This is a genomic window from Stenotrophomonas sp. 116085_Sma (assembly GCF_056479585.1).
In genome coordinates, this window is the sequence record NZ_CM151057.1 from 2,738,558 (window position 1) to 2,758,608 (window position 20,051).

Annotated in this window: 18 protein-coding genes; 10 read left to right on the top strand and 8 right to left on the bottom strand. The window is 67.5% G+C overall.

From position 1 onward, the window contains the following. The 5 genes from ACZK0Z_RS12830 (at window position 1) to ACZK0Z_RS12850 (ending at window position 3,317) form a co-directional block, all read left to right on the top strand. Window positions 1-402: a VOC family protein gene (locus ACZK0Z_RS12830; protein ID WP_075674578.1), complete on the top strand. Its 402-nt coding sequence runs from the start codon at window positions 1-3 to the stop codon at window positions 400-402. Then, on the top strand, window positions 399-1,295 hold the full coding sequence (locus ACZK0Z_RS12835; protein ID WP_197632622.1) for a hydroxymethylglutaryl-CoA lyase: 897 nt from the start codon (window positions 399-401) through the stop codon (window positions 1,293-1,295). The genes ACZK0Z_RS12830 and ACZK0Z_RS12835 overlap by 4 nt, the downstream gene beginning before the upstream one ends. A 100-nt stretch (window positions 1,296-1,395) precedes the next feature. Then, window positions 1,396-2,166 (top strand): SDR family oxidoreductase, encoded by a 771-nt coding sequence (locus ACZK0Z_RS12840; RefSeq protein WP_111113408.1) that lies wholly within the window; start codon window positions 1,396-1,398, stop codon window positions 2,164-2,166. 49 nt (window positions 2,167-2,215) lie between these two features. Continuing rightward, window positions 2,216-2,782, top strand: coding sequence for an elongation factor P-like protein YeiP (gene yeiP, locus ACZK0Z_RS12845; RefSeq protein ID WP_005409468.1), 567 nt, complete (start codon window positions 2,216-2,218; stop codon window positions 2,780-2,782). Further along, window positions 2,772-3,317, top strand: coding sequence for a hypothetical protein (locus ACZK0Z_RS12850; protein WP_049427499.1), 546 nt, complete (start codon window positions 2,772-2,774; stop codon window positions 3,315-3,317). Before yeiP ends, ACZK0Z_RS12850 begins: the two co-directional genes overlap by 11 nt. A 95-nt stretch (window positions 3,318-3,412) precedes the next feature. Here the strand turns inward: ACZK0Z_RS12850 and ACZK0Z_RS12855 are convergent, their stop codons facing one another. From ACZK0Z_RS12855 to ACZK0Z_RS12870, 4 genes are all read right to left on the bottom strand, one after another. Then, window positions 3,413-4,105 (bottom strand): COG3650 family protein, encoded by a 693-nt coding sequence (locus tag ACZK0Z_RS12855; RefSeq protein ID WP_049427498.1) that lies wholly within the window; start codon window positions 4,103-4,105, stop codon window positions 3,413-3,415. A gap of 83 nt (window positions 4,106-4,188) precedes the next feature. Then, window positions 4,189-4,581, bottom strand: a complete 393-nt coding sequence (locus ACZK0Z_RS12860; protein WP_049427496.1) for a nuclear transport factor 2 family protein — start codon at window positions 4,579-4,581, stop codon at window positions 4,189-4,191. Continuing rightward, entirely contained in the window at window positions 4,562-7,711 is a 3,150-nt protein-coding gene (locus tag ACZK0Z_RS12865) for a multidrug efflux RND transporter permease subunit (protein ID WP_197632621.1), read from the bottom strand. Before ACZK0Z_RS12865 ends, ACZK0Z_RS12860 begins: the two co-directional genes overlap by 20 nt. 36 nt (window positions 7,712-7,747) lie before the next feature. Next, window positions 7,748-8,893 (bottom strand): efflux RND transporter periplasmic adaptor subunit, encoded by a 1,146-nt coding sequence (locus ACZK0Z_RS12870; RefSeq protein WP_197632620.1) that lies wholly within the window; start codon window positions 8,891-8,893, stop codon window positions 7,748-7,750. Between the two features lie 129 nt (window positions 8,894-9,022). Between ACZK0Z_RS12870 and ACZK0Z_RS12875 the strand changes: the two genes are divergently transcribed. Both ACZK0Z_RS12875 and ACZK0Z_RS12880 read left to right on the top strand, forming a co-directional pair. Beyond that, window positions 9,023-9,739 carry a response regulator gene (locus ACZK0Z_RS12875; protein WP_180848859.1) on the top strand — a complete coding sequence of 239 codons (717 nt, stop codon included), beginning with the start codon at window positions 9,023-9,025 and terminating at the stop codon, window positions 9,737-9,739. Next, the gene (locus tag ACZK0Z_RS12880; protein ID WP_049429054.1) at window positions 9,739-10,815 is read left to right on the top strand and encodes an ATP-binding protein; all 1,077 of its coding nucleotides are present in this window, start codon (window positions 9,739-9,741) and stop codon (window positions 10,813-10,815) included. The genes ACZK0Z_RS12875 and ACZK0Z_RS12880 overlap by 1 nt, the downstream gene beginning before the upstream one ends. Here the strand turns inward: ACZK0Z_RS12880 and ACZK0Z_RS12885 are convergent. The 3 genes from ACZK0Z_RS12885 to ACZK0Z_RS12895 form a co-directional block, all read right to left on the bottom strand. Next, window positions 10,793-12,688, bottom strand: a complete 1,896-nt coding sequence (locus ACZK0Z_RS12885) for a DUF7844 domain-containing protein (RefSeq protein ID WP_404830728.1) — start codon at window positions 12,686-12,688, stop codon at window positions 10,793-10,795. The genes ACZK0Z_RS12880 and ACZK0Z_RS12885 overlap by 23 nt on opposite strands. Window positions 12,689-12,698: 10 nt before the next feature. Further along, window positions 12,699-12,998, bottom strand: a complete 300-nt coding sequence (locus ACZK0Z_RS12890) for a DUF2388 domain-containing protein (RefSeq protein WP_049447145.1) — start codon at window positions 12,996-12,998, stop codon at window positions 12,699-12,701. Between the two features lie 62 nt (window positions 12,999-13,060). After that, window positions 13,061-14,449 carry an FAD-linked oxidase C-terminal domain-containing protein gene (locus tag ACZK0Z_RS12895; protein ID WP_197632619.1) on the bottom strand — a complete coding sequence of 463 codons (1,389 nt, stop codon included), beginning with the start codon at window positions 14,447-14,449 and terminating at the stop codon, window positions 13,061-13,063. 169 nt (window positions 14,450-14,618) lie between these two features. On the opposite strand from ACZK0Z_RS12895, the gene serA reads away from it, so the two are divergent. Continuing rightward, window positions 14,619-15,860 (top strand): phosphoglycerate dehydrogenase, encoded by a 1,242-nt coding sequence (serA, locus tag ACZK0Z_RS12900; RefSeq protein ID WP_014037034.1) that lies wholly within the window; start codon window positions 14,619-14,621, stop codon window positions 15,858-15,860. A 94-nt stretch (window positions 15,861-15,954) separates the two neighbouring features. Here serA and ACZK0Z_RS12905 read toward each other — a convergent pair whose 3' ends face one another. After that, the gene (locus ACZK0Z_RS12905) at window positions 15,955-16,569 is read right to left on the bottom strand and encodes an NUDIX hydrolase (protein ID WP_080355001.1); all 615 of its coding nucleotides are present in this window, start codon (window positions 16,567-16,569) and stop codon (window positions 15,955-15,957) included. Window positions 16,570-16,702: 133 nt separating this feature from the next. Here ACZK0Z_RS12905 and ACZK0Z_RS12910 point away from each other — a divergent pair, with 133 nt between their 5' ends. After that, window positions 16,703-18,178 (top strand): amino acid permease, encoded by a 1,476-nt coding sequence (locus tag ACZK0Z_RS12910; RefSeq protein WP_100443543.1) that lies wholly within the window; start codon window positions 16,703-16,705, stop codon window positions 18,176-18,178. Window positions 18,179-18,260: 82 nt separating this feature from the next. After that, window positions 18,261-19,688: an amino acid permease gene (locus ACZK0Z_RS12915; RefSeq protein WP_049429050.1), complete on the top strand. Its 1,428-nt coding sequence runs from the start codon at window positions 18,261-18,263 to the stop codon at window positions 19,686-19,688. Window positions 19,689-20,051: the final 363 nt, after the last annotated feature.

A 20,051-nucleotide genomic window follows, 5' to 3' on the forward strand; every position in this document is an offset into this window, starting at 1 on the left:
ATGCTCGATCATCTTGGTTTGACCAGCGCCGACCTGGCGCGCAGCAAGACCTTCTTCCTGCAGGCCCTGGCACCGTTGCAGATCGGCGTGGTGATGGAAGTGACCGCCGAACAGACCGGCGCGCACGACCACATCGGCTTCGGCAGCGACGGCAAGCCGTTCTTCTGGCTGGGCAATGGCGGCACCGCCAGCCATGGCGTGCACGTGGCCTTCGCCTGCGCCAGCCGCGACCAGGTGGACGCCTTCCATGCCGCCGCCCTCGCCGCCGGCGGCCGCGACAACGGCGCGCCTGGCCTGCGCCCGTGGTACCACCCCGACTACTACGGCGCCTTCGTGCTCGACCCGGACGGCAACAACATCGAGGCGGTCTGCCATCGCCCCGTCAGCGAGGTGGCCGCATGAGCGACTACGTCCGCATTGTCGAGGTCGGCCCGCGTGACGGCCTGCAGAACGAAAAGCAGTCGGTGTCCACCGCTGACAAGATCGAACTGATCAACCGCCTGTCGGCCACCGGCCTGCGCAGCATCGAGGCGACCAGCTTTGTCAGCCCGAAGTGGATCCCGCAGCTGGCCGACGCCGCCGAGGTCTACGCCGGCATCCAGCGCCGGCCCGGCATCCACTACCCGGTGCTGGTACCGAACGAACAGGGCTACGACCGCGCCCGTGCGGTGGGCGTGGAGGAAGTGGCGGTGTTCACCGCCGCCTCCGAGGCGTTCAACCGCACCAACACCAATGCCGGCATCGATGAATCGCTGGCCCGCTTCGAACCGATCCTGCGCCGCGCCGCCGCCGATGGCGTGCGCGTGCGCGGCTACGTCTCGACCGTGCTCGGCTGTCCCTACCAGGGCGAAGTGCCGCTGGCCGACGTGGTGCGTGTTGCACGCGCCCTGCACCAGATGGGCTGTTACGAAATCTCGCTGGGCGACACCATCGGCGTCGGCACCCCGCGCAAGGCAAGGGCGATGCTGCAGGCGGTGGCGGCCGAGATTCCGATGTCGGCACTGGCCGTGCACTTCCACGACACCTACGGCCAGGCCATCGCCAACATCGCCACCTGCCTGGAAGAAGGCGTGCGCGTGGTCGACAGCGCGGTATCAGGCGCCGGTGGCTGCCCGTATGCGAAGGGTGCCAGCGGCAACGTCGCCAGCGAGGACGTGGTCTATCTGCTGCAGGGCCTGGGCCTGGACAGCGGCGTGGACCTGCCGGCCCTGGCCGAGACCGGGCGCTGGCTGGCCGGCCTGCTTGGCCGCGCCACTGCCAGCCGCACCGGCCAGGCGCTGGCCGCCGCCGGTTGATGGTGGCACTGCGCCGCCCTTGCCGGGCGGCGCAGTGCACAACGGCGACGGTCCCGGCTTCCGTTAGAATCGGCGGTTCTCGAACCTGCAGGACCGTTCAATGCAGCTGTCTTCCGTACGTGCCGTGATCACTGGCGGCGTCTCCGGCCTCGGCCTGGCCGTGGCCCAGCACCTCGTCGCCCAGGGCGGCAAGGTGGCCCTGTTCGACCTCAACGACGACAAGGGCGCAGCCGCCGTTGCCGGACTGGGCGCCGACAAGGCCCGCTACTTCAACGTCAACGTCAGCGATGAGGCGGCGGTGACCGCGGCCATCGACCAGGCCCACGATTTCCTCGGCGGCCTCAACGTGGCGATGAACTGTGCCGGCATCCTCGGCGCCGGCCGCGTGCTGGGCAAAGAGGGCCCGATGCCGCTGGCCGGTTTCCAGGGCACGGTGATGGTCAACCTGGTCGGCAGCTTCAACGTCGCCAAGGCCGCGGCCAACCGCATGCAGCACAACGAAGCCGGCACCGACGGCGAGCGCGGGGTGATCATCAACACCGCCAGCATCGCCGCCTACGAAGGCCAGATCGGCCAGGCCGCGTATGCCGCCAGCAAGGGCGGCGTGGTCTCGATGACGCTGCCGATGGCGCGCGAACTGTCGCGCTTCGGCATCCGCGTCAATACGATTGCGCCTGGCGTGTTCTGGACGCCGATGGTCGACGGCATGCCCGAGGCCGTGCAGCAGTCGCTGGCCGCCTCGATCCCCTTCCCGTCGCGCCTGGGCAAGCCGGAAGACTTCGCCAGCCTGGTCGGCTTCATCCTCGGCAACACCTACCTCAACGGCGAGACCATCCGCCTGGACGGCGCTACCCGCCTCGCTCCGAAGTGATTCCCCCCGGGCGCCGGGACGGCGCCCTCCCCCAACGACCTAGATCACCATGAAAGCCAACGACATCAAGAAGGGCAACGTCGTCGAGTACAACAACGGCGTGTACCAGATCCGCGACATCGAGCGCAGCTCGCCGCAGGGTCGCGGCGGCAACGTCCGCTTCCGCTTCATCATGTACAGCGTGCCGGGCGGCAACAAGCTCGACGCCAGCTTCGATGCCGACGACAACCTGGTCGAGGTCGAACTGCTGCGCCGCCAGTCCACCTATTCGTACAAGGATGGCGATGCGTTCGTGTTCCTCGATGACGAGGACTACACCCCCTACACCCTGGACGCGGACGTGATCGGCGACGACGCCGGCTACATCACCGACGGCCTGACCGGCATCTACGTGCAGGTCATCGACGAGCAGCCGGTGGCGATCCAGCTGCCGGCCTCGGTGGTGCTGGAAGTGATCGAGACCCCGCCGGAACTGAAGGGCGGCACCGCCACCAAGCGCCCGAAGCCGGCCAAGCTCAACACCGGCATCGAGATCATGGTGCCGGAATACATCGTCAACGGCGAACGCGTGCTGGTGAACACCGCCACCGGCGAATTCGCCGGCCGTGCCGACTAAGCGCCTGGCGCTGATCGCCTGCCTGTCCCTGCTTGCGGCGTGTTCGCCGCAGGCAGCGGACAGCGCTGCCGATGCCGCCCCGGGCAGCACGCAGGTCGAACCGGCCGTGACGGCCGCGGCGGCGGCGGAGGCACCGGCCGCCGTGGAGGCCACCACCGAAGCGGAGCCATCGACCGGTCTGCCCTCGGGCGACGATGCGCTGGACAAGGCACGTGCGGCAGCCGGCTGTCCGGTCCCTGAGGATGTGTATGACGTCGAGGACGTGCGCATCTACTGCACGATGCCGGCCGATGTGCAGGCCTTCCTCGCACGCGAGAACACCTGCCAGCATTTCGCCGGCGAAGAGCCGTACGACGACGAGCGTCGCCGCGAACTGGAAGAGGCCAGCGCGAAGTACTGCGAGGGCCGCGAGAAGATCTTCACTGATCTGGTCGCGCGTCATCGCGGTGACTGTGCGATCCGTGATGCGCTGATCGCGATCAACGGCCGCTACGATCTGGTGTTCGAGCTGGACCTGAAGACCTGCGAGGGCTGAGCCGGCAATGTTGATGTAGAGCCGAGCCCACGCTCGGCTGCTTCGTGCTCTGCACAGGCACTGCAGCCGAGCGTGGGCCCGGCTCTACAGAGGGCTTACGGCTGCTTCGCGCCGAAATTGCCGCAGCCGTGGTACTGGCGCGTGCCGACCGTCAGCATCACCTTGGCCTCGAACGCCTCGCCACTCATGTCGTCCTGGCAGGTCGTGCGCTGGAAGCTGAGCTTGACGTCGGTGCCATCGGACGCCTTGCCACTCCAACCGTCAGCACCTTCGGTGGGCTTGGCCACGTCGAAGCGACGCTCGCCATAGTCGACTTCCACCTGCAGGCCCGGCGCGTCGCCATCAACGACCGCAAGCCAGCCGGGTTCATTGCCGGTGGCACGGAACGCAGCGTTGCCGGCACTGCCATCGCCTTCGGCAGCCTCCACCGCGTGGCACTCACGATCCGCTTCGCCCTTCAGGCTCAGCAGACCGTCATCGCTGCCCCTGGTCCAGAAGCTGTTGCCCTGGCCATCGCCATATTTGGCGCCGGATGCCGTGCGTTCGGAGGTCATGGCGAAGGTGCGCTCGCCGATCACCACCGTGGCCGCGTCTTCGCCATTGAAGGTCGCACGCACGTTCAGATCACCACACTGGTAGGCGGTCTCGCTGCCACCCGCGGTGCTGGCACCTGGCTGCGGCGTGGGAGGCGGGGTGTCATTGCCGCCAGCGGCGGGTGCCTGGGCCGGCTGGCACGCGGCCAGCGCCAACCCGAGGGAGGCTGCCAACAGACTGGGAACTACACGCATGGCTCGACTCCTTGTCGACACTACTGAGATCATCGACCCTACCACCTGCCGGTGAGCGGGGCCTGAAAGGGGCCTGACCATGCTCACACGGCCAACACCGCCATCGACAGCAGTTGTGCGCCGCTGTCGCCGGAACTGCAGGTCCACACCCGCAGCAGGCGCAGTTTCAGTTCGCGCTCCTGGCCCTGCCCGCGCACTGACAGGCGCACGTCGCTGGACAGCAATGCCAGACGCCCGCACAGCAGCGTTTCCACAGCGCACGTCTGCAGGCTGCCCACCTGCAGTTTCCCAGCCAGCCAGTCGCCCAGCCATGGCAGGTCGAGCATGCGGCCGCCGTGGCCATCCATCATGAACAAGGCCGGCGATACAAGCGTGCTCAATGCATCGTGATCATTTTCCAGCAGCGCTGCGCACAGGCGCTGCTCCAGCGCCATCAACTGTTGCTCGTGCAGATCTTCAACGATGTTCCGTTCCATCCACGATTCCTCCCGGCATCGGCCGGCGCCTGCGCAGGCGCTGCGCGATCCATTGCCGCGCGCCCTGCACCACTACATAGAAGACCGGCACGAAGAACACGGCCAGCACGGTCGCACTGACCATGCCACCGAACACACCAGTTCCGATCGCCCGCTGGGTTTCCTTCGACGCCCCCTGCGCCAGCATCAGCGGCACCACGCCCAACGCGAAAGCCAGCGAGGTCATCACGATCGGCCGCAGGCGCAGCCTGGCCGCCTCCAATGCTGCCTCGACCAGGCCGCGCCCCTGCTGTTGCAGCTGCCGCGCGAACTCGACGATGAGGATCGCGTTCTTCGCAGACAGCCCGATCACGGTGATCATGCCGACCTTGAAGAACACGTCGTTGGGCATGCCGCGCAACAACACCGCGGCGACCGCACCGAGCAGGCCCAGCGGCACCACCAGCATCACCGCCAGCGGAATCGACCAGCTCTCGTACAGCGCCGCCAGTACCAGGAACACCACCAGCATCGACAACACCAGCAGCCATGGCGCCTGCGCCCCCGACTCGCGCTCCTGCAGCGACTGGCTGGTCCACTGCAGGGAGAAGCCGGTTGGCAGCGCTTCGGCCAGCCGCTCCATCTCCGCCATCGCCTGGCCGGTCGACACGCCGGAGGCCGGTGCACCGGACAGGTTCAATGCCGGAAAGCCGAGGTAGCGCTGCAGCTGCAGCGGCGCCTCGGTCCAGTGTGGCGTCACCAGTTCCGACAACGCCACCATGCCACCCTCACTGTTGCGCACGTACAGCTTCAGCACGTCCTCCAGTTCCATCCGGTACGGCGCATCGGCCTGCAGGATCACCTGCTGCAACCGGCCCCTGTTGGGGAAGTCGTTGACGTACTGCGAGCCCATTGCTGCCGACAGCGTGCTGCTGATGTGCTCGAAGCCCACGCCCATCGCCTCGGCCTTGGCCCGGTCGATGTCCAGCCGCACGCTGGTGCCCGCAGGCAGGCCATCGGCGTGCACTTCCGACAGCAGCGGGCTGGCCTCGGCCAGCTTCAGCAGCTGCTGCAACGCCGCGCGCAGTTCCGCCTGGCTCTGCCCGGTACGTGCCTGCAGGGCCAGCGAGAAGCCGGAAGAACGCCCCAGGCTGTCGATCGCCGGCGGCATCACGCTCATCACCTCGCCCTCGGCCAGCGTGGCCATCGCCTTCTGCGCGGCCTCCACCTCACCGGCCGCAGTGGCGCCTGCACGCTCGCCCCAGTCCTTCAGCATGGTGTAGGTCAGCGCCGCGCTCGGGCCGGAGCCTGAGAAGCTGTAGCCGAGGATGGACTGGTTGGAAGCAATGCCCGGGCGCGAGGCCACGTGCCGCTCATAGGCTTCGACCACCGCCAGCGTGCGTTCGGCCGTCGCTTCGGCCGGCAGCTGGATCGATGTCATGAAGTAGCCCTGGTCCTCTTCCGGCAGGAACGCGCCCGGCAGCCAGTGCAGGCCCAGCAGCAGGGCCGCCACCAGGGCAGCGAACACGCCCATCACCCGGCCACTGCGCTGCAGCACCGAGGCCACGCCACGCTGGTAGCGCCCGGTCATCCTCTCGAAGCCACGATTGAACGCGCCGAACAGCCCACCACGACCGTGATGACCATGGGTACTGGGGCGCAGCAGGGTCGCGCACAACGCCGGCGTCAGGCTCAGTGCCAACAATGCCGAGAACAGGATCGACACCGCCATCGCCACGGTAAACTGACGGTAGATCGCGCCCACCGAACCGCTGGCGAATGCCATCGGAATGAAGACCGCGGTCAGCACCAGGGTGATGCCGATCACCGCGCCGGTCAGCTCACGCATCGCCTTGATGGTGGCCTCGCGGGGTGGCAGACCTTCCTCGGCCATGATGCGCTCCACGCCTTCGACCACCACGATCGCATCGTCAACGATGATGCCGATCGCCAGCACCATGCCGAACATCGTCAGCACGTTGATCGAGAAGCCCAGCGCCAGCATCACTGCAAAGGTGCCCAGCAGCGCGATCGGCGCGACCAGCGCCGGGATCAGCGTGTAACGCCAGTTCTGCAGGAACAGGTACATCACCGCGAACACCAGCAGCATCGCTTCCAGCAGCGTCTGCACCACCTTCTGGATCGAGATCTTCACGAAGGGTGCGGTGTCGAACGGAATGCTCGACTCCACCCCACGCGGCAGCAGCGGCGCCAGTTCGGCCATGCGTTCGCGCACTGCGGATGCGGTCCGCACGGCATTCGCGCCGGGGCGCAGCTGCACGCCGGCGGCGGTGGCGGGATGGCCATCCTCGCGGGTACCCCAGGCATAGCTCTGCGCGCCCAGTTCGACGCGGGCGACATCGCCCAGCAGCACCCGTGAGCCATCGGTCCCGGCGCGCAGCACGATGGCCGCAAACTGTTCAGGGGTCGACAATTGGCCATCGGCGCTCAACGGCACGGTGATGCGCTGGCCCGGCACGCCCGGCGAATCGCCGATGCGTCCTGGCGAGATCTCCAGGTTCTGCTGCTCGATGGCGGCCGCCACGTCGCCCATGGTCAGGCCGTAGCCGGTCAATCGCGTCGGGTCCAGCCACACACGCATCGCCTGTTCGGCACCGAACAGCTGCACGCGGCCGACGCCATCGATGCGGCGCAGCTCTTCGATGATGTTGCGTGCCATGAAGTCGCCCAGCGCGGCCTCGCTGACGCTGGCATCCGGCGAACGCAGGCCCACCAGCATCAGGAAGCCGGAATCGGCGGCCTCCACGAACAGGCCGTTCTGGCGCACGCTGCGCGGCAGGCGCGGTTCGATCGCCTTGATCCGGTTCTGCACGTCCACCTGCGCCAGCTCCGGATTGGTGCCGGGCTTGAAGGTGGCGGTGATGGAGGCCTCGCCGGAGGTGTCCACCGACGATTCGAAGTACAGCAGGTGCTTGACGCTGGACAGCTCGCGCTCGATCAGGCCGACCACCGCATCATTCAGCGTCTGCGGGCTGGCACCGGGGTAGCTGGCGTAGATGCTGACGCTGGGCGGCGCCACCGCCGGATAGCGCTCCACGGCCAGCCGTGGGATCGCCAGTACGCCAGCCAGGATGATGAAGATCGCCAGCACCCAGGCGAACACCGGGCGATCGATGAAGAAACGTGCCATGTTGGATTTTCCTGGAGGGAGCGGCCCGGGACAGGCTCAGCCCTTGCTGCCGGCCTGCACGGCACCGGCGCCTGCGACCGGCAGCTGCCAGTCGCGCGCATCGACCACCACGCCTTCCTGCAGGCGTTCCTGGCCCTCGACCACCACCTTTTCGCCGGCCTTGAGGCCAGTGCGCACCAGCCACTGGCGATCGACGCTGCCATCGACCTCCAGCGTGCGGATCACCGCCTTGCCGTTGGCGCCGATCACCCAGGCATAGGCCTGGCCGCCGGCGCTGCGCAGCACGGCCTGCTGCGGCACGGTCAATGCGCTGGCCGGTGCACCGCGCGGCACCTTCGCACGCACGTACATCCCCGGCAGCAGCTGGCGCTGGGGGTTGTCGACCAGGATGCGCAGGATCACGTCTCCGGTGCGCGCGTCGACATTGATACCGGAGAACAGCAGCTGGCCGCGTTCGGACAGTGGCTTGCCCGCTGCACCGATGATGGTTACCGGCAGTTCGCCACCACCGGCACTGCGCTGCAGCGCCTCCAGCTGTGCGGCCGGCTGGCGCACGTCCACGTAGACCTGGTCGATCTGCTGCACCACCGCCATCGGTTCGGCGTCGGCAGCACCGACCAGCGCGCCCTCGGTCACCAGCGCCTGGTCGATGCGGCCGGCAATCGGTGCGCTGACCGTTGCGTAGCGCAGGTCGAGCTGGCGTCGTGCCAGGATCGCGCGCGCCTCGTTCACTGCCGCACGGGCCTGTTCGTACTCGGCACTGGCATCGTCGCGGTGCTGTTGGCTGACCGCCTGCGCGGCCGCCAGCGCATGCAGGCGCTGCGACTGCACGCGGCTGCGGCCCAGCGCCGCTTCGCTGCGCTGAAGAGCCGCCAGTGCCGAATCCACGTCGGCGCGGAATGCCGCCGGATCGATCTGGAACAGCGCCTGGCCGGCGCTGACTTCCGCGCCCTGGTCAAACAAGCGGCGCTGCACGATGCCACCCACCTGGGCACGGATCTGTGCGGTGCGCACGGCGGACACGCGGCCGGGCAGTTCGTCATCGCGCTGTACCACCTGCGGGCCGACGGTGACCACGCTGACACGCGGCGTGGCTTCCGGCGTGGCTTCGGGGGTGGAGCAGGCCGTCATGGCCAGGGCGAGGGCCGCGATCAACGCGACCGGAGTCCTGAAGGTTCTCATTGCTGTGCACAATGCCGCGCAGGCGGCTGATAGGTTCTGAAGCGTGCAGTCTGCGGGGTGATGATGGGGTTTCGATGGAGGAACTGTGGAGATACGATGGAGGCAAGCACCTTAAGGCCCCGCCCCTGCATGCATGCCTCCCCTGCCCTCGCCGCCCTCGTCCTGATCGTCGAGGATGAGGCCGAGATCGCCGATATTCTTACCGCCTACCTGGAACGCGAAGGACTGCGCACCCTGCGTGCCGCCGATGGCCACAGCGCGCTGGACCTGCACCGCAGCGCCCGCCCGGACCTGGTCCTGCTCGACGTACAGCTGCCGCGACTGGATGGCTGGAGCGTGCTGACCCAGCTGCGCCAGCGCGGCGAAACGCCGGTGATCATGCTGACCGCGCTGGACCAGGACCTGGACAAGCTGACCGCGCTGCGCATGGGCGCCGACGACTATGTGGTCAAGCCATTCAATCCGGCCGAAGTTGCCGCGCGCGTGCGTGCGGTACTTCGGCGTACGCTGCGTGCCTCACGCGTGGACACGCCGACGGCGCTGCGCGCGGGCCCATTGCTGATCGACTCGGCCACCCACGCCGTGCACGTCGAAGGCGATGGCTACAGCCATGAAGTACTGCTCACCCTTACCGAGTTCAAGCTGCTGCACTGCATGGCGCTGGCGCCGACCCGCATCTTCAGCCGCAGCGAACTGATGCACGAATGCCTGCCGGAAAGCGAGGCACTGGAACGCACCGTCGACAGCCATGTCAGCAAGCTTCGCCGCAAGCTGGATGAAGTCGGCATGGTCAACGTACCGGCCAGCGTGCGGGGTGTCGGCTACCGGTTGATGGCCGACCGCTGATGGGCCGCCTGCGCCGATCCGGGCTCAGCCGGCACATCATCGTCTCGATGTCGCTGATGGTCATCGGCGTGATCGTGATGATGATCCTGTCGTCATGGTTGCTGTATGCGGTGCTGGTCGAGTTTTTCCCCGGCAGCACCGAGGAACCGGAAGGATGGCTGCCGACCGGGCCGGAGCTGGCGTGGATGGTCGGCGTGATCCTGACCGGCCTGGCGCTGGCCATCGCCGCCTCGTTCCGACTCGCCCATCGCATCCTGTCACCCCTGAATTCACTGGTGGATAGCGTGCGTGCGCTCGCTGGCGGCGATCTGGGTGCACGTGCCAGCGTCGAAGAGAATTCGCCGGGCGAGGTGGCGACCCTGGTCGAGGATTTCAATGCGATGGCGCGCCGCCTGCAGCATATGGAGAGCGAGCGTGCGATGTGGCATGCGGCCATCGCCCATGAACTGCGGACCCCGGTGACGATCCTGCGCGGCCGCCTGCAGGGCCTGGCCGAGGGCGTGTTCCAGCCAGACGAATCGCAGTTCCGCAGCCTGCTCGCGCAGGTCGAGGGCCTGTCGCGTCTGATCGAGGATCTGCGCGTACTCAGTCTGTCCGACAATGCACGGCTGGACGTGCGCCGCGCCCGGACCGACGTGGTGGCCGAAGTGCACTCGGTGATGACCCTGGTCGACCCGCAGTTCCGCGCCGCCGGCTTCGTGCTGGAACTGGAAACCAGCCGTGAAGAACACAACGCGCACTGTGATCCGACCCGCCTGCGCCAGGCCCTGCTGGCGCTGCTGGAGAACGCACGCCGCTACGCCAGCCCGGGCAAGGTGCGGATTGCCGTGCATGACACGCCTGGGCACGTGCAGGTGACAATCGAAGACGAAGGTCCGGGCATCGACCCGGAACTTCACACCGACATCTTCACTCCGTTCATGCGCGCCGATGGCTCGCGCTCGCGCCAGGGCGGCGGCAGCGGGCTTGGCCTGGCGGTGGTCAAGGCCATCGCCGATGCACATGGTGGCCGCGTCTACTGCACGCCCGGCAGCGCCGGCGGCAGCCGCTTCGTCATCGAGCTTCCGCGCCAGTAACCGACGTCGCTGCCTGCTCGCGCAGATGCGCACCGAGTTCGGCCAGGTTGGCATCGATCGCATCCATCTGGTCGCGCTGCCTGGACGGCAACTGCTGGCGCAGCTGCACGCGCAGCGCCTGCCAGGCAGGTACGGCCTGCGCACTGGCAGTGGCCACCGCCTCGGACAGCAGCGCCTGGTCGTCGCCCAGCGGCAACCCATAGCCTCCGTCCTGCAGCAGCGTCCCCGGCCGCAACCACTGCCCGCTCTGCTCCAGCAGGCCGCGCAGGCTGCGGGTTTCCGCACTGTCCGGTGAAGCCAGCAGCTGCCGCTTCAGCACGTCACGCGCGCGCAGCTCGGCACGCCGCTGTGCGGCCTGTTCCAGCAGCAGCAAGCCGGCACTGGCGCGCAGGTCGCCCTTCAGCAGCCACGGTGCGCGTTGCTGTGCAGGCAGCTTCAACCAGGCGCGCACATCACGGACGGGCAAGGCCAGCTGCCCCGCCGCCACTGCGAACAACTGCTGGTAGTGGTCGCGTGCAGAGGCGAAGTAATAGCCCTGTGCCTGCGCTGCGCTGCGGTCGGCCAGCACCTGCTCGTCAAGTACCTGCAATCGCGCCAGGCGGCGCTTCAACCCACGCGGGCTCAGCTGGGCCAGACCGGCCCGCCCAAGGCGCGGCACGCCCGCCTGCAGCAGCTTGGCGGTTTCCACCGCGCAGTTGTTGCTGACGAAGTAATAGCGCCCGTCATAGCTCCAGTGCACCTGGGCAGTGCGCTCGAGCAGGCTGGCGATCTCCTCGCGTCGCAGCTGTAACGGCAGCGATTGCAGGCCACGCAGTTCGACCTTGGTGTATTCGTCCACCACCTGCTGCAGCGGCAACACGAACAGCCGCGAGGGATAGCCGCCAGTCAGTCCGCGCCAGTTGGAAATCTGCACGTCGCCGACGAATGCACGGAACGACAGCACGCGGTGGTACTCCAGGTCCAGGCGGCAGTCCGGCCCCGGTGCGCGGCCGGGTCGGCAGATCACCAGCCGCAGCATGCTGTGGCCCCAGCGGCTCATCGGTTGTGCGCTGCCTTCGGCGAACAGGTAGTCCACGGCATAGACACGCGCGGGGTCGAGCTGCAGCAGCGATGCGGCACCCTCTTCTGAGTCGGACTGGAGCAAGGGCAGCGTCGTAGCGCAGTGCGACTGCGGCAGCGATGGCGGTGTTCCGAAATGGGCCTGGTACCACTGCGCCAGTGCCGGGCGCCGGCAGGCGAATTCGGCATCGAGCACGAAATGCTCGGCGTTCACCGCCAGGTATTCGGCCGGGTCCTTCAGTTCATAGGCATCCGGGCTGCGGTCACGGAAGTCGTTGTCGCCGCGCCCCATATGCCAGGGCTTGCGCTGCCACCCGGCCAGATCGCGCCAACGCGGGCTGCGCGACCATGCCGCGCCGCTTCGATCTGCCACATGGGTCAGTTCGTGCACGAGCGCGCTCCGCCTTGCCCGGCGCGCACCCGGCAGGCCGTCTTCAAGCAGGTCGCGGCGCAGGGCAATGCCGCCAGCAAAGGCGCGGCCGTGCACGTCAGCCGGCAGGTCGTCGCTCCAGCGCACCTGCACGCGTGCCGGCAACGCGCGCAGCAGGCCATCGGGCAGCAATGACTGCACGTCGGCCAGGGTCTGGCTGGCGAGCTGCTGCTGCGCCGGATCGAGACCTGAGGGATCGAGCTGAAGGCGATCGGCTGCGTGCGCGGAAGGGATGAGCAGCCACGCCAATGCGGCGATCCACCCGCACCGCCCGCTGTGCCTCTGTAGAGCCGAGCCATGCTCGGCTGAATGCCCGGCGCATGCGGATCGCAACAGCAGCCGAGCATGGCTCGGCGCTACAGAAAGCGATGACGCCGAGGCCATGCTGCCTGGATCACCGCGCCAGCAGCGCGCGGGCCAGTTCCAGATCGCTCTGCTGCTGTGCGGCGGCGCTCTGCTCACGCAGGTGGACCAGCGCGGCCTGCAGGCGCGCACCCCGGATCTGGCCGTCGCTGGCAACGAATGCGGCGGCATCATCGCGTGCGGCAAGTACCACCTTGTCATCACCCGAGCTGCTACCCGAGGAACCGGACGACGCACCCGTGGCCGAACCGGCCGAGGTGCCGGCAAAGCTGGAAGCGAAGCCGGCCAGCGGCAGGGACAGCAGGGCAAGCAGCAGAAGCGGACGGGTCATCGGTGCGAAGCCGGTTGTGAAGGTGCGTGGAGCGTAACGGGTACGTGAAGGATTTTCCCGGCTCAGAGGTCGAAGAGCTTGCCGGGATTCAGCCGCGCTTGGGGATCGAACGCGCGTTTGACCGCCTTCATCAGGGCGATCTCGGCCGGGCCACGGGTGCTGTCCAGGTACCCCTTCTTGACCAGGCCGATGCCGTGTTCGGCCGAAATGCTGCCGTCGAAGCGGGCCAGCACCTGCGCCAGCAGCTTGGTCACCTGCTCGCACTGCGCTACGAATTCGGCGTCGCCGGTGTCGTCGGGCTTGAGCACGTTGATGTGCAGGTTGCCGTCGCCGATATGGCCGAACCAGACCACGTCGAAGTGCGGATAGGCCTGCCCGATCAGCGCCTGGGTCTCGGCAAGGAACGCCGGCATCGCCGAGATCCGCACCGACACGTCGTTCTTGTAGGGCTTGTAGCGCGCCAGCGATTCGGTGATGCCTTCGCGCAGGCGCCACAGCTGGGCGGCCTGGGCGTCGCTGGCGCTGATCACGCCGTCGCTGACCCAGCCGTTGCCCATGCAGTCCTCGAAGGCGGCCATTGCCGCCGCTTCCTGCGCCTCGTCATTGGCCGCGAACTCGGTGACCACGTAGTACGGGTGCACCTCGTCGAACGGCGCCTGCGCGCCGTGCGCCAGCACATGTTCCAGCGCCCGGTCGGTGAAGAACTCGAAGGCCTGCAGCTGCAGGCGCGCGCGGAACGCGGCGAATACCTGCATCAGCACCTCGAAGCTGGGCAACGCCAGCAGCATCACGTTGCTTGCAGGCGGCGGGTCGGTCAGTTTCACCGTCGCCTCGACGATAACGCCCAGGGTGCCTTCCGAACCGATCAGCAGCTGGCGGAAGTCGTAGCCGCTGGAGTTCTTGATCAGTCCCTTGTTGAGCTCGAGCAGTTCGCCACTGGCAGTGACCACCTTCAGCCCTGCGATCCACTCGCGGGTATTGCCGTAGCGGATCACGCGGATGCCGCCGGCATTCGTAGCGATGTTGCCGCCGATCGTGCAGGAACCACGCGCGGCGAAATCCACCGGGTAGATCAGGCCATGGTCCAGCGCGGCATTGTGCACGGCTTCCAGCGGCATGCCGGCCTGCACCACCAGCGTGCGATCGACCGCATCGTAGGCCAGTGCCTTGTTCATCCGTTCCAGGCTGAGCACCAGCTCGCCGTTGGCCGCCACTGCGCCACCGGACAGGCCGGTGCGGCCGCCGGACGGCACCACCGCCACGCCATGCTCGGCACTCCAGCGCATCACCGCCTGTACTTCCTCGACCGTGGCCGGCAGCGCGACCGCCAGTGGCGCCGGTGTCCAGCGCCGGGTCCAGTCGCGCCCGTAATGCTCCAGGTCGGCCGGGTCGGTCTTCAGCTTCAGGCCGGGACAGGCCTGCTGCAGCGAGGCAATGCGGGAATCGGTCATGACGGTCCAGCGCGGGGCGTGAAGAACGGGCAAGCGTGCCAGCGGCACGCGCCAGCGTCCAGCCCCGCAGGCAGGCAGATAGCTACCGATGCAACCAATTGCGCACTGCACCATGGGCGTCGCGATCTGGCATAGTGATTGGCCCCTGTCCCACTGGCCGTGTTGCCCCATGTCGCCGAAGAAGACCTCGTTCCCGAAGCAGGATATCCGCGTGCTGTTGCTGGAGGGGGTCAGCCAGACCGCCGTGGAGGTGTTCAGCGCCGCCGGCTACAGCCAGATCGAGGCGCACACCAAGGCGCTGCCCGAGGACGAACTGAAGGCGCGCATCGCCGAGGCGCACATCGTCGGCATCCGTTCGCGCACCCAGCTCAGCGCCGAGGTACTGGCCGAGGCCAAGCGCCTGATCGCGGTGGGCTGCTTCTGCATCGGCACCAACCAGGTCGACCTGGACGCGGCCGAGCTGGCCGGCATCCCGGTGTTCAACGCGCCCTATTCCAATACCCGCAGCGTGGCCGAGCTGGTGATCGCCGAGGCGATCATGCTGACCCGCGGCATTCCGCAGAAGAACGCTGAATGCCATCGCGGCGGCTGGTCGAAGTCGGCCAGCGGCAGCCATGAGGTGCGCGGCAAGACCCTGGGCATCATCGGTTACGGCCACATCGGCACCCAGGTCGGCGTGCTGGCCGAATCGCTGGGCATGCAGGTGATCTTCCACGACGTGGAAACCAAGCTGGCGCTGGGTAATGCCCGCGCTGCCGCCAGCCTGGACGACCTGCTGGCGCGCGCCGACATCGTCACCCTGCACGTGCCGGAAACCCCGTCCACGCAGTGGATGATCGGCAGTACCGAGCTGGCGAAGATGCGCAAGGGTGCGCACCTGATCAATGCCGCACGCGGCACCGTGGTCGACATCGATGCACTGGACGCGGCGCTGGCCAGCGGCCACGTCGGCGGCGCCGCACTAGACGTGTTCCCGGTCGAGCCGAAGGGCAACGGCGATATCTTCGAATCGCCGCTGACCCGCCATGACAACGTGATCCTGACCCCGCACGTGGGCGGCAGCACGCTGGAGGCGCAGGACAACATCGGCGTGGAAGTGGCGGCCAAGCTGGTGCGCTACAGCGACAACGGCAGCACCCTGTCGGCGGTCAACTTCCCCGAAGTGACCCTGCCCGAGCACGCCGACAGCCTGCGCCTGCTGCACATCCACCAGAACGTGCCGGGCGTGCTGTCCAAGGTCAACGAGATCTTCTCGCGCCACAACGTCAACATCGACGGCCAGTTCCTGCGCACCGACCCGAAGGTGGGCTACGTGGTGATCGACATCACCGCGAGCGAGGAACAGGCCGCGGCCGTGCGCGACGAACTGGCCGCGATTCCGGGCACGCTGCGTACGCGCATCCTGTATTGACGCGCGTTCCACCTTGCACTTGTAGAGCCGAGCCCATGCTCGGCTGCGCTTCTGGCCGACATTGAGCCGAGCATTGGCTCGGCTCCACATATTGCTAGCGCGCCAACCACCGGCGCGCCATGCGCTGCATCGACTCATCCGATTCCGGGTCTGCGGCGACCTCCGCCACCGGCCGCCAGGCCAGCTCCAGCGACTCCTCGCTGAGCACGAAGGCCTCGCCGCCCAGTGCCCGGATCACGAAACGCACGTCATAGTGCCAGTGTCCCGGCACGTCCTTGCGTTCCGGAATCCAGTGCTTGTCGATGTCGAAGATGGCAGGGTCTTCCAGCACCAGGCCGCTCAGGCCGGACTCCTCCTCGGCCTCCTTCAGCGCGACCTGGGCCAGGTCGCGGTCGCCGTCGGCGTGGCCGCCCAGCTGCAGCCAGCGCTGCAGCTTGCGGTGGTGGGTCAGCAGCAGGCGCTGGCCATCGGCACTGACCAGCCAGCAGCTGGCGGTGAAGTGGCCGGCCAGGCGCTCGCGGCGGAACGGATCTTCCGGATCGTCCAGCAATGTGCCGAATTCGGCAGCCAGTGCGTCGTGGGCCGGTTCGCGGCGGGCATAGTCACGCAGCAGGCCACGCAGGCGATCGTCAAGCACGGCAAGGGTTTCGGCGGTCTGGCTCATGAATGGGCGGCGTTTGGAAAAATACTGCTCATTATCGCCGTTCATTGTTGCGATTGCGCTTGTGCGTTGGCTTCAGCTTTGGCTAAGGTACAGCGGGCCGTTCGCGCGGCCTTCACCATTCCAGGGTTGCCGGCAACGTATCGGCGGCCCACCCAATCCGATCACTAGGAAGTACTGCATGCTGAAAGCTCTGTTGAGGGTCAAGCCGGTTGAACCGGCCGGGCACGTCGATGCCGGCGAACCCATCGAAGGCAGCCTGGATGGCGAAGCCACGCTGAAACGGACCCTCACGGCTAAACACCTCATCCTGCTTGGCGTAGGTGCGGTGATCGGCGCTGGTATCTTCGTGCTGACCGGCCAGGCCGCGGCCAACCATGCCGGCCCGGCGGTCATGCTGTCGTTCGTGATCGCCGGCTTCGCCTGCGCCCTGGCGGGCCTGTGCTACGCCGAGTTCGCGGCGATGATGCCGGTCTCCGGCAGTGCCTACTCCTATTCCTACGCCACCCTGGGCGAGGGCATGGCCTGGTTCATCGGCTGGTGCCTGGTGCTGGAATACCTGTTCGCCTCGGCCTCGGTCGCGGTGGGCTGGTCCGCGTACCTGATCAGCTTCATCACCACCACGCTGCACATGCCGTTCCCGGATGCCCTCAGCGCGGCCCCGATTGCCTGGACCGGCAGCGAGTTCATCGCTTCGGGCAAGCTGTTCAACCTGCCGGCGGTGCTGATCGTGGCGGCGGTGTCCGGCCTGCTGTACGTGGGTGTGACCCAGTCGGCCTTCGTCAACGCGATCATCGTGGCGATCAAGGTCACCGTCATCTGCCTGTTCATCGGTATCGGCGCGGCCCACATCGACCCCGCCAACTGGCAGCCGTTCATCCCGGAAAACACCGGCGTGCCGGGTGAGTTCGGCTGGAGCGGCGTGTTCCGCGCGGCCACCATCGTGTTCTTCGCCTACATCGGCTTCGATGCTGTCTCCACCGCAGCCGGTGAAACCAAGGACCCGCAGCGCAACATGCCGATCGGCCTGCTCGGCTCGCTGGCCGTGTGCACCATCGTCTACATCATCGTCTGTGCGGTGCTGACCGGCATGATGCCCTACCACCTGCTGGGCACCGACAAGCCGGTGGCCACCGCGCTGGAGCCCTACCCGACCCTGTCCTGGCTGAAGACGTTCGTGGAGATCGGTGCCATCGCCGGCCTGTCCTCGGTGGTGCTGGTGATGATGATGGGCCAGACCCGCATCGCCTACACGATCTCCCGCGACGGCCTGCTGCCGAAGTTCTTCGGCAAGGTCCACGCCCGCTTCCGCACCCCGTATGTCGCTACCATCGTGGTCGGCGTGATCGCTGCCGCCCTGGCCGGCCTGGTGCCGCTGAACGTGCTGGGCGAGCTGGTGTCGATGGGCACCCTGCTGGCCTTCGCCACGGTCTGCATCGGCGTGCTGGTACTGCGCTATTCCAAGCCGGAAATCCATCGCCCGTTCCGCGTGCCGATGGTGTGGATCATCTGCCCGCTGGGCGCGGCCACCTGCCTGTTCCTGTTCTGGCAGGCGTTCGTGGTGCACTGGCACCTGTTCGTGGGCTGGACGCTGCTCGGCCTGCTGATCTACCTGGGCTACGGCATCCGCAACAGCAAGCTGGCCAAGTCGCCCTGATCCGCCTACGGGCCGGCCTCGCGCCGGCCCGTCCGTTTTCCCCGCGCGCCAGCCACGGCGCGCTTCGACAAGACCACCACACATGTTCAAGCAACTGTGGGCCACCAAGCACCCGCACGCCGCCCATGAAGACGCCAATGGCCTGAGCCTGCGCCGCCACCTCGGCCCCTGGGGGCTGACCGCCCTCGGCATCGGCGCGGTGATCGGCGGCGGCATCTTCGTCATCACCGGCCAGGCCGCCGCCAACCACGCCGGCCCGGCCATCATGCTGTCCTTCGTGCTGGCCGCCATCTGCTGCGCCTTCTGCGCGCTGGCCTACGCCGAGTTCGCCTCGATGGTGCCGGTTTCCGGCAGCGCCTACACCTACACCTACGCCACCTTCGGCGAGCTCTCGGCCTGGTTCATCGGCTGGATGCTGGTGCTCGAATACGGCGTCTCCGCCTCGGCGGTGGCGGTCAGCTGGACCGGCTACTTCCTCAGCCTGCTCAGCCAGTTCGACATCCATCTGCCCGCCGCGCTGGTCAGCGCGCCACTGGACGCACAGCTGCGCCCCACCGGCGCGATCGCCAACCTGCCCGCCGCGGCACTGGTGATGCTGCTGACCTGGCTGTGCTACGTCGGCATCAGCAAGTCCTCGGCGATGAACATGGCCATGGTCGTGCTCAAGACCGGCCTGATCGTGCTGGTCATCGTGGTCGGCTGGAAGTACGTGGATACCAGCAACTGGACCCCGTTCATCCCGGCCAACGAGGGCCCCGGCAAGTACGGCATGGAAGGCGTGCTGCGCGGCGCGGCGATGGTGTTCTTCGCCTACATCGGCTTCGAGGCAGTGTCGGTGGCGGCGCAGGAATCGAAGAACCCGCAGCGCGACATGCCGATCGGCATGATGCTGTCACTGGTGGTCTGCACCGTGCTGTACATCGCGATGGCCGCGGTGATGACCGGCCTGGTGCCGTTCCAGCTGCTGGGCACCGATGAGCCGGTGGTGACCGCGGTGGCCGCGCATCCGCAGCTGGGTTGGCTGCGCTGGGTGGTCGAGGTCGGCGCGCTGGTCGGCCTGTCCTCGGTGGTGCTGGTGATGATCATCGGCCAGCCGCGCATCTTCATGATCATGGGCCGCGACGGCCTGCTGCCACCGGTGTTCACCAGGATCCATCCGAAGTACCGCACCCCGCACATCAACACCGTGATCACCGGCATCGGCATCGCGCTGCTGGCGGCGCTGTTCCCGCTGGACATCCTCGGCGAACTGACCTCGATGGGCACGCTGATCGCGTTTGCCGCCGTGTGCGCGGGCGTGCTGATCCTGCGCCGCACCCAGCCGGACCTGCCGCGCCCGTTCCGCATGCCGATGGCGTGGCTGATCTGCGGCCTGGGCGTGCTGAGCTGCCTGGCGCTGCTGTCGGCGATGACGATGCACAACTGGATGCTGATGGGCGTGTGGACGTTCGTCGGTTTCGTGATCTATTTCTGCTACGGGTTCAGGCACAGCCGCCTGCGGGGTCAGTGAGGTTTTTTGTTTTGCAGGGCCTGCGGCCCTGCACCCGCGTCTGAAGCCAGAGCAACGGCAAGAGCGGGTGTGTTGATTTGGCGGGGAGGCATGGGTACGCGGGGGACGCCACGTACCCATGCCCCCCCACCCCTGACAGTCTCCCGGCGTGTCCGGTAGATCCACGCCATGCGTGGATGAAGCGTTCCCGGAAGCGAATGTATCGGGACGAATCTTCTGTAGAGCCGAGCCATGCTCGGCTGCGAGCAAGCGCAGCGCCGCGACCCGCTTTTCGCTCTTCCTTCTTCACTCCGTGGCCGGCCGCAGCCGGAACCTGTCCGAGGCGGGGCGGGTGGGCCGTGCAGGGGCGTTGGCGCCATGGAT

What these genes read in the sequence shown, in the direction of transcription:
- ACZK0Z_RS12830 (WP_075674578.1), top strand. Translation starts at nt 1, where the DNA reads ATGCTCGATCATCTTGGTTTGACCAGCGCCGACCTGGCGCGCAGCAAG.
- ACZK0Z_RS12835 (WP_197632622.1), top strand. Translation starts at nt 399, where the DNA reads ATGAGCGACTACGTCCGCATTGTCGAGGTCGGCCCGCGTGACGGCCTG.
- ACZK0Z_RS12840 (WP_111113408.1), top strand. Translation starts at nt 1,396, where the DNA reads ATGCAGCTGTCTTCCGTACGTGCCGTGATCACTGGCGGCGTCTCCGGC.
- yeiP (WP_005409468.1), top strand. Translation starts at nt 2,216, where the DNA reads ATGAAAGCCAACGACATCAAGAAGGGCAACGTCGTCGAGTACAACAAC.
- ACZK0Z_RS12855 (WP_049427498.1), bottom strand. Translation starts at nt 4,105, where the DNA reads ATGCGTGTAGTTCCCAGTCTGTTGGCAGCCTCCCTCGGGTTGGCGCTG.
- ACZK0Z_RS12860 (WP_049427496.1), bottom strand. Translation starts at nt 4,581, where the DNA reads ATGGAACGGAACATCGTTGAAGATCTGCACGAGCAACAGTTGATGGCG.
- ACZK0Z_RS12865 (WP_197632621.1), bottom strand. Translation starts at nt 7,711, where the DNA reads ATGGCACGTTTCTTCATCGATCGCCCGGTGTTCGCCTGGGTGCTGGCG.
- ACZK0Z_RS12870 (WP_197632620.1), bottom strand. Translation starts at nt 8,893, where the DNA reads ATGAGAACCTTCAGGACTCCGGTCGCGTTGATCGCGGCCCTCGCCCTG.
- ACZK0Z_RS12875 (WP_180848859.1), top strand. Translation starts at nt 9,023, where the DNA reads ATGCATGCCTCCCCTGCCCTCGCCGCCCTCGTCCTGATCGTCGAGGAT.
- ACZK0Z_RS12880 (WP_049429054.1), top strand. Translation starts at nt 9,739, where the DNA reads ATGGGCCGCCTGCGCCGATCCGGGCTCAGCCGGCACATCATCGTCTCG.
- ACZK0Z_RS12885 (WP_404830728.1), bottom strand. Translation starts at nt 12,688, where the DNA reads ATGGCCTCGGCGTCATCGCTTTCTGTAGCGCCGAGCCATGCTCGGCTG.
- ACZK0Z_RS12890 (WP_049447145.1), bottom strand. Translation starts at nt 12,998, where the DNA reads ATGACCCGTCCGCTTCTGCTGCTTGCCCTGCTGTCCCTGCCGCTGGCC.
- ACZK0Z_RS12895 (WP_197632619.1), bottom strand. Translation starts at nt 14,449, where the DNA reads ATGACCGATTCCCGCATTGCCTCGCTGCAGCAGGCCTGTCCCGGCCTG.
- serA (WP_014037034.1), top strand. Translation starts at nt 14,619, where the DNA reads ATGTCGCCGAAGAAGACCTCGTTCCCGAAGCAGGATATCCGCGTGCTG.
- ACZK0Z_RS12905 (WP_080355001.1), bottom strand. Translation starts at nt 16,569, where the DNA reads ATGAACGGCGATAATGAGCAGTATTTTTCCAAACGCCGCCCATTCATG.
- ACZK0Z_RS12910 (WP_100443543.1), top strand. Translation starts at nt 16,703, where the DNA reads ATGCTGAAAGCTCTGTTGAGGGTCAAGCCGGTTGAACCGGCCGGGCAC.
- ACZK0Z_RS12915 (WP_049429050.1), top strand. Translation starts at nt 18,261, where the DNA reads ATGTTCAAGCAACTGTGGGCCACCAAGCACCCGCACGCCGCCCATGAA.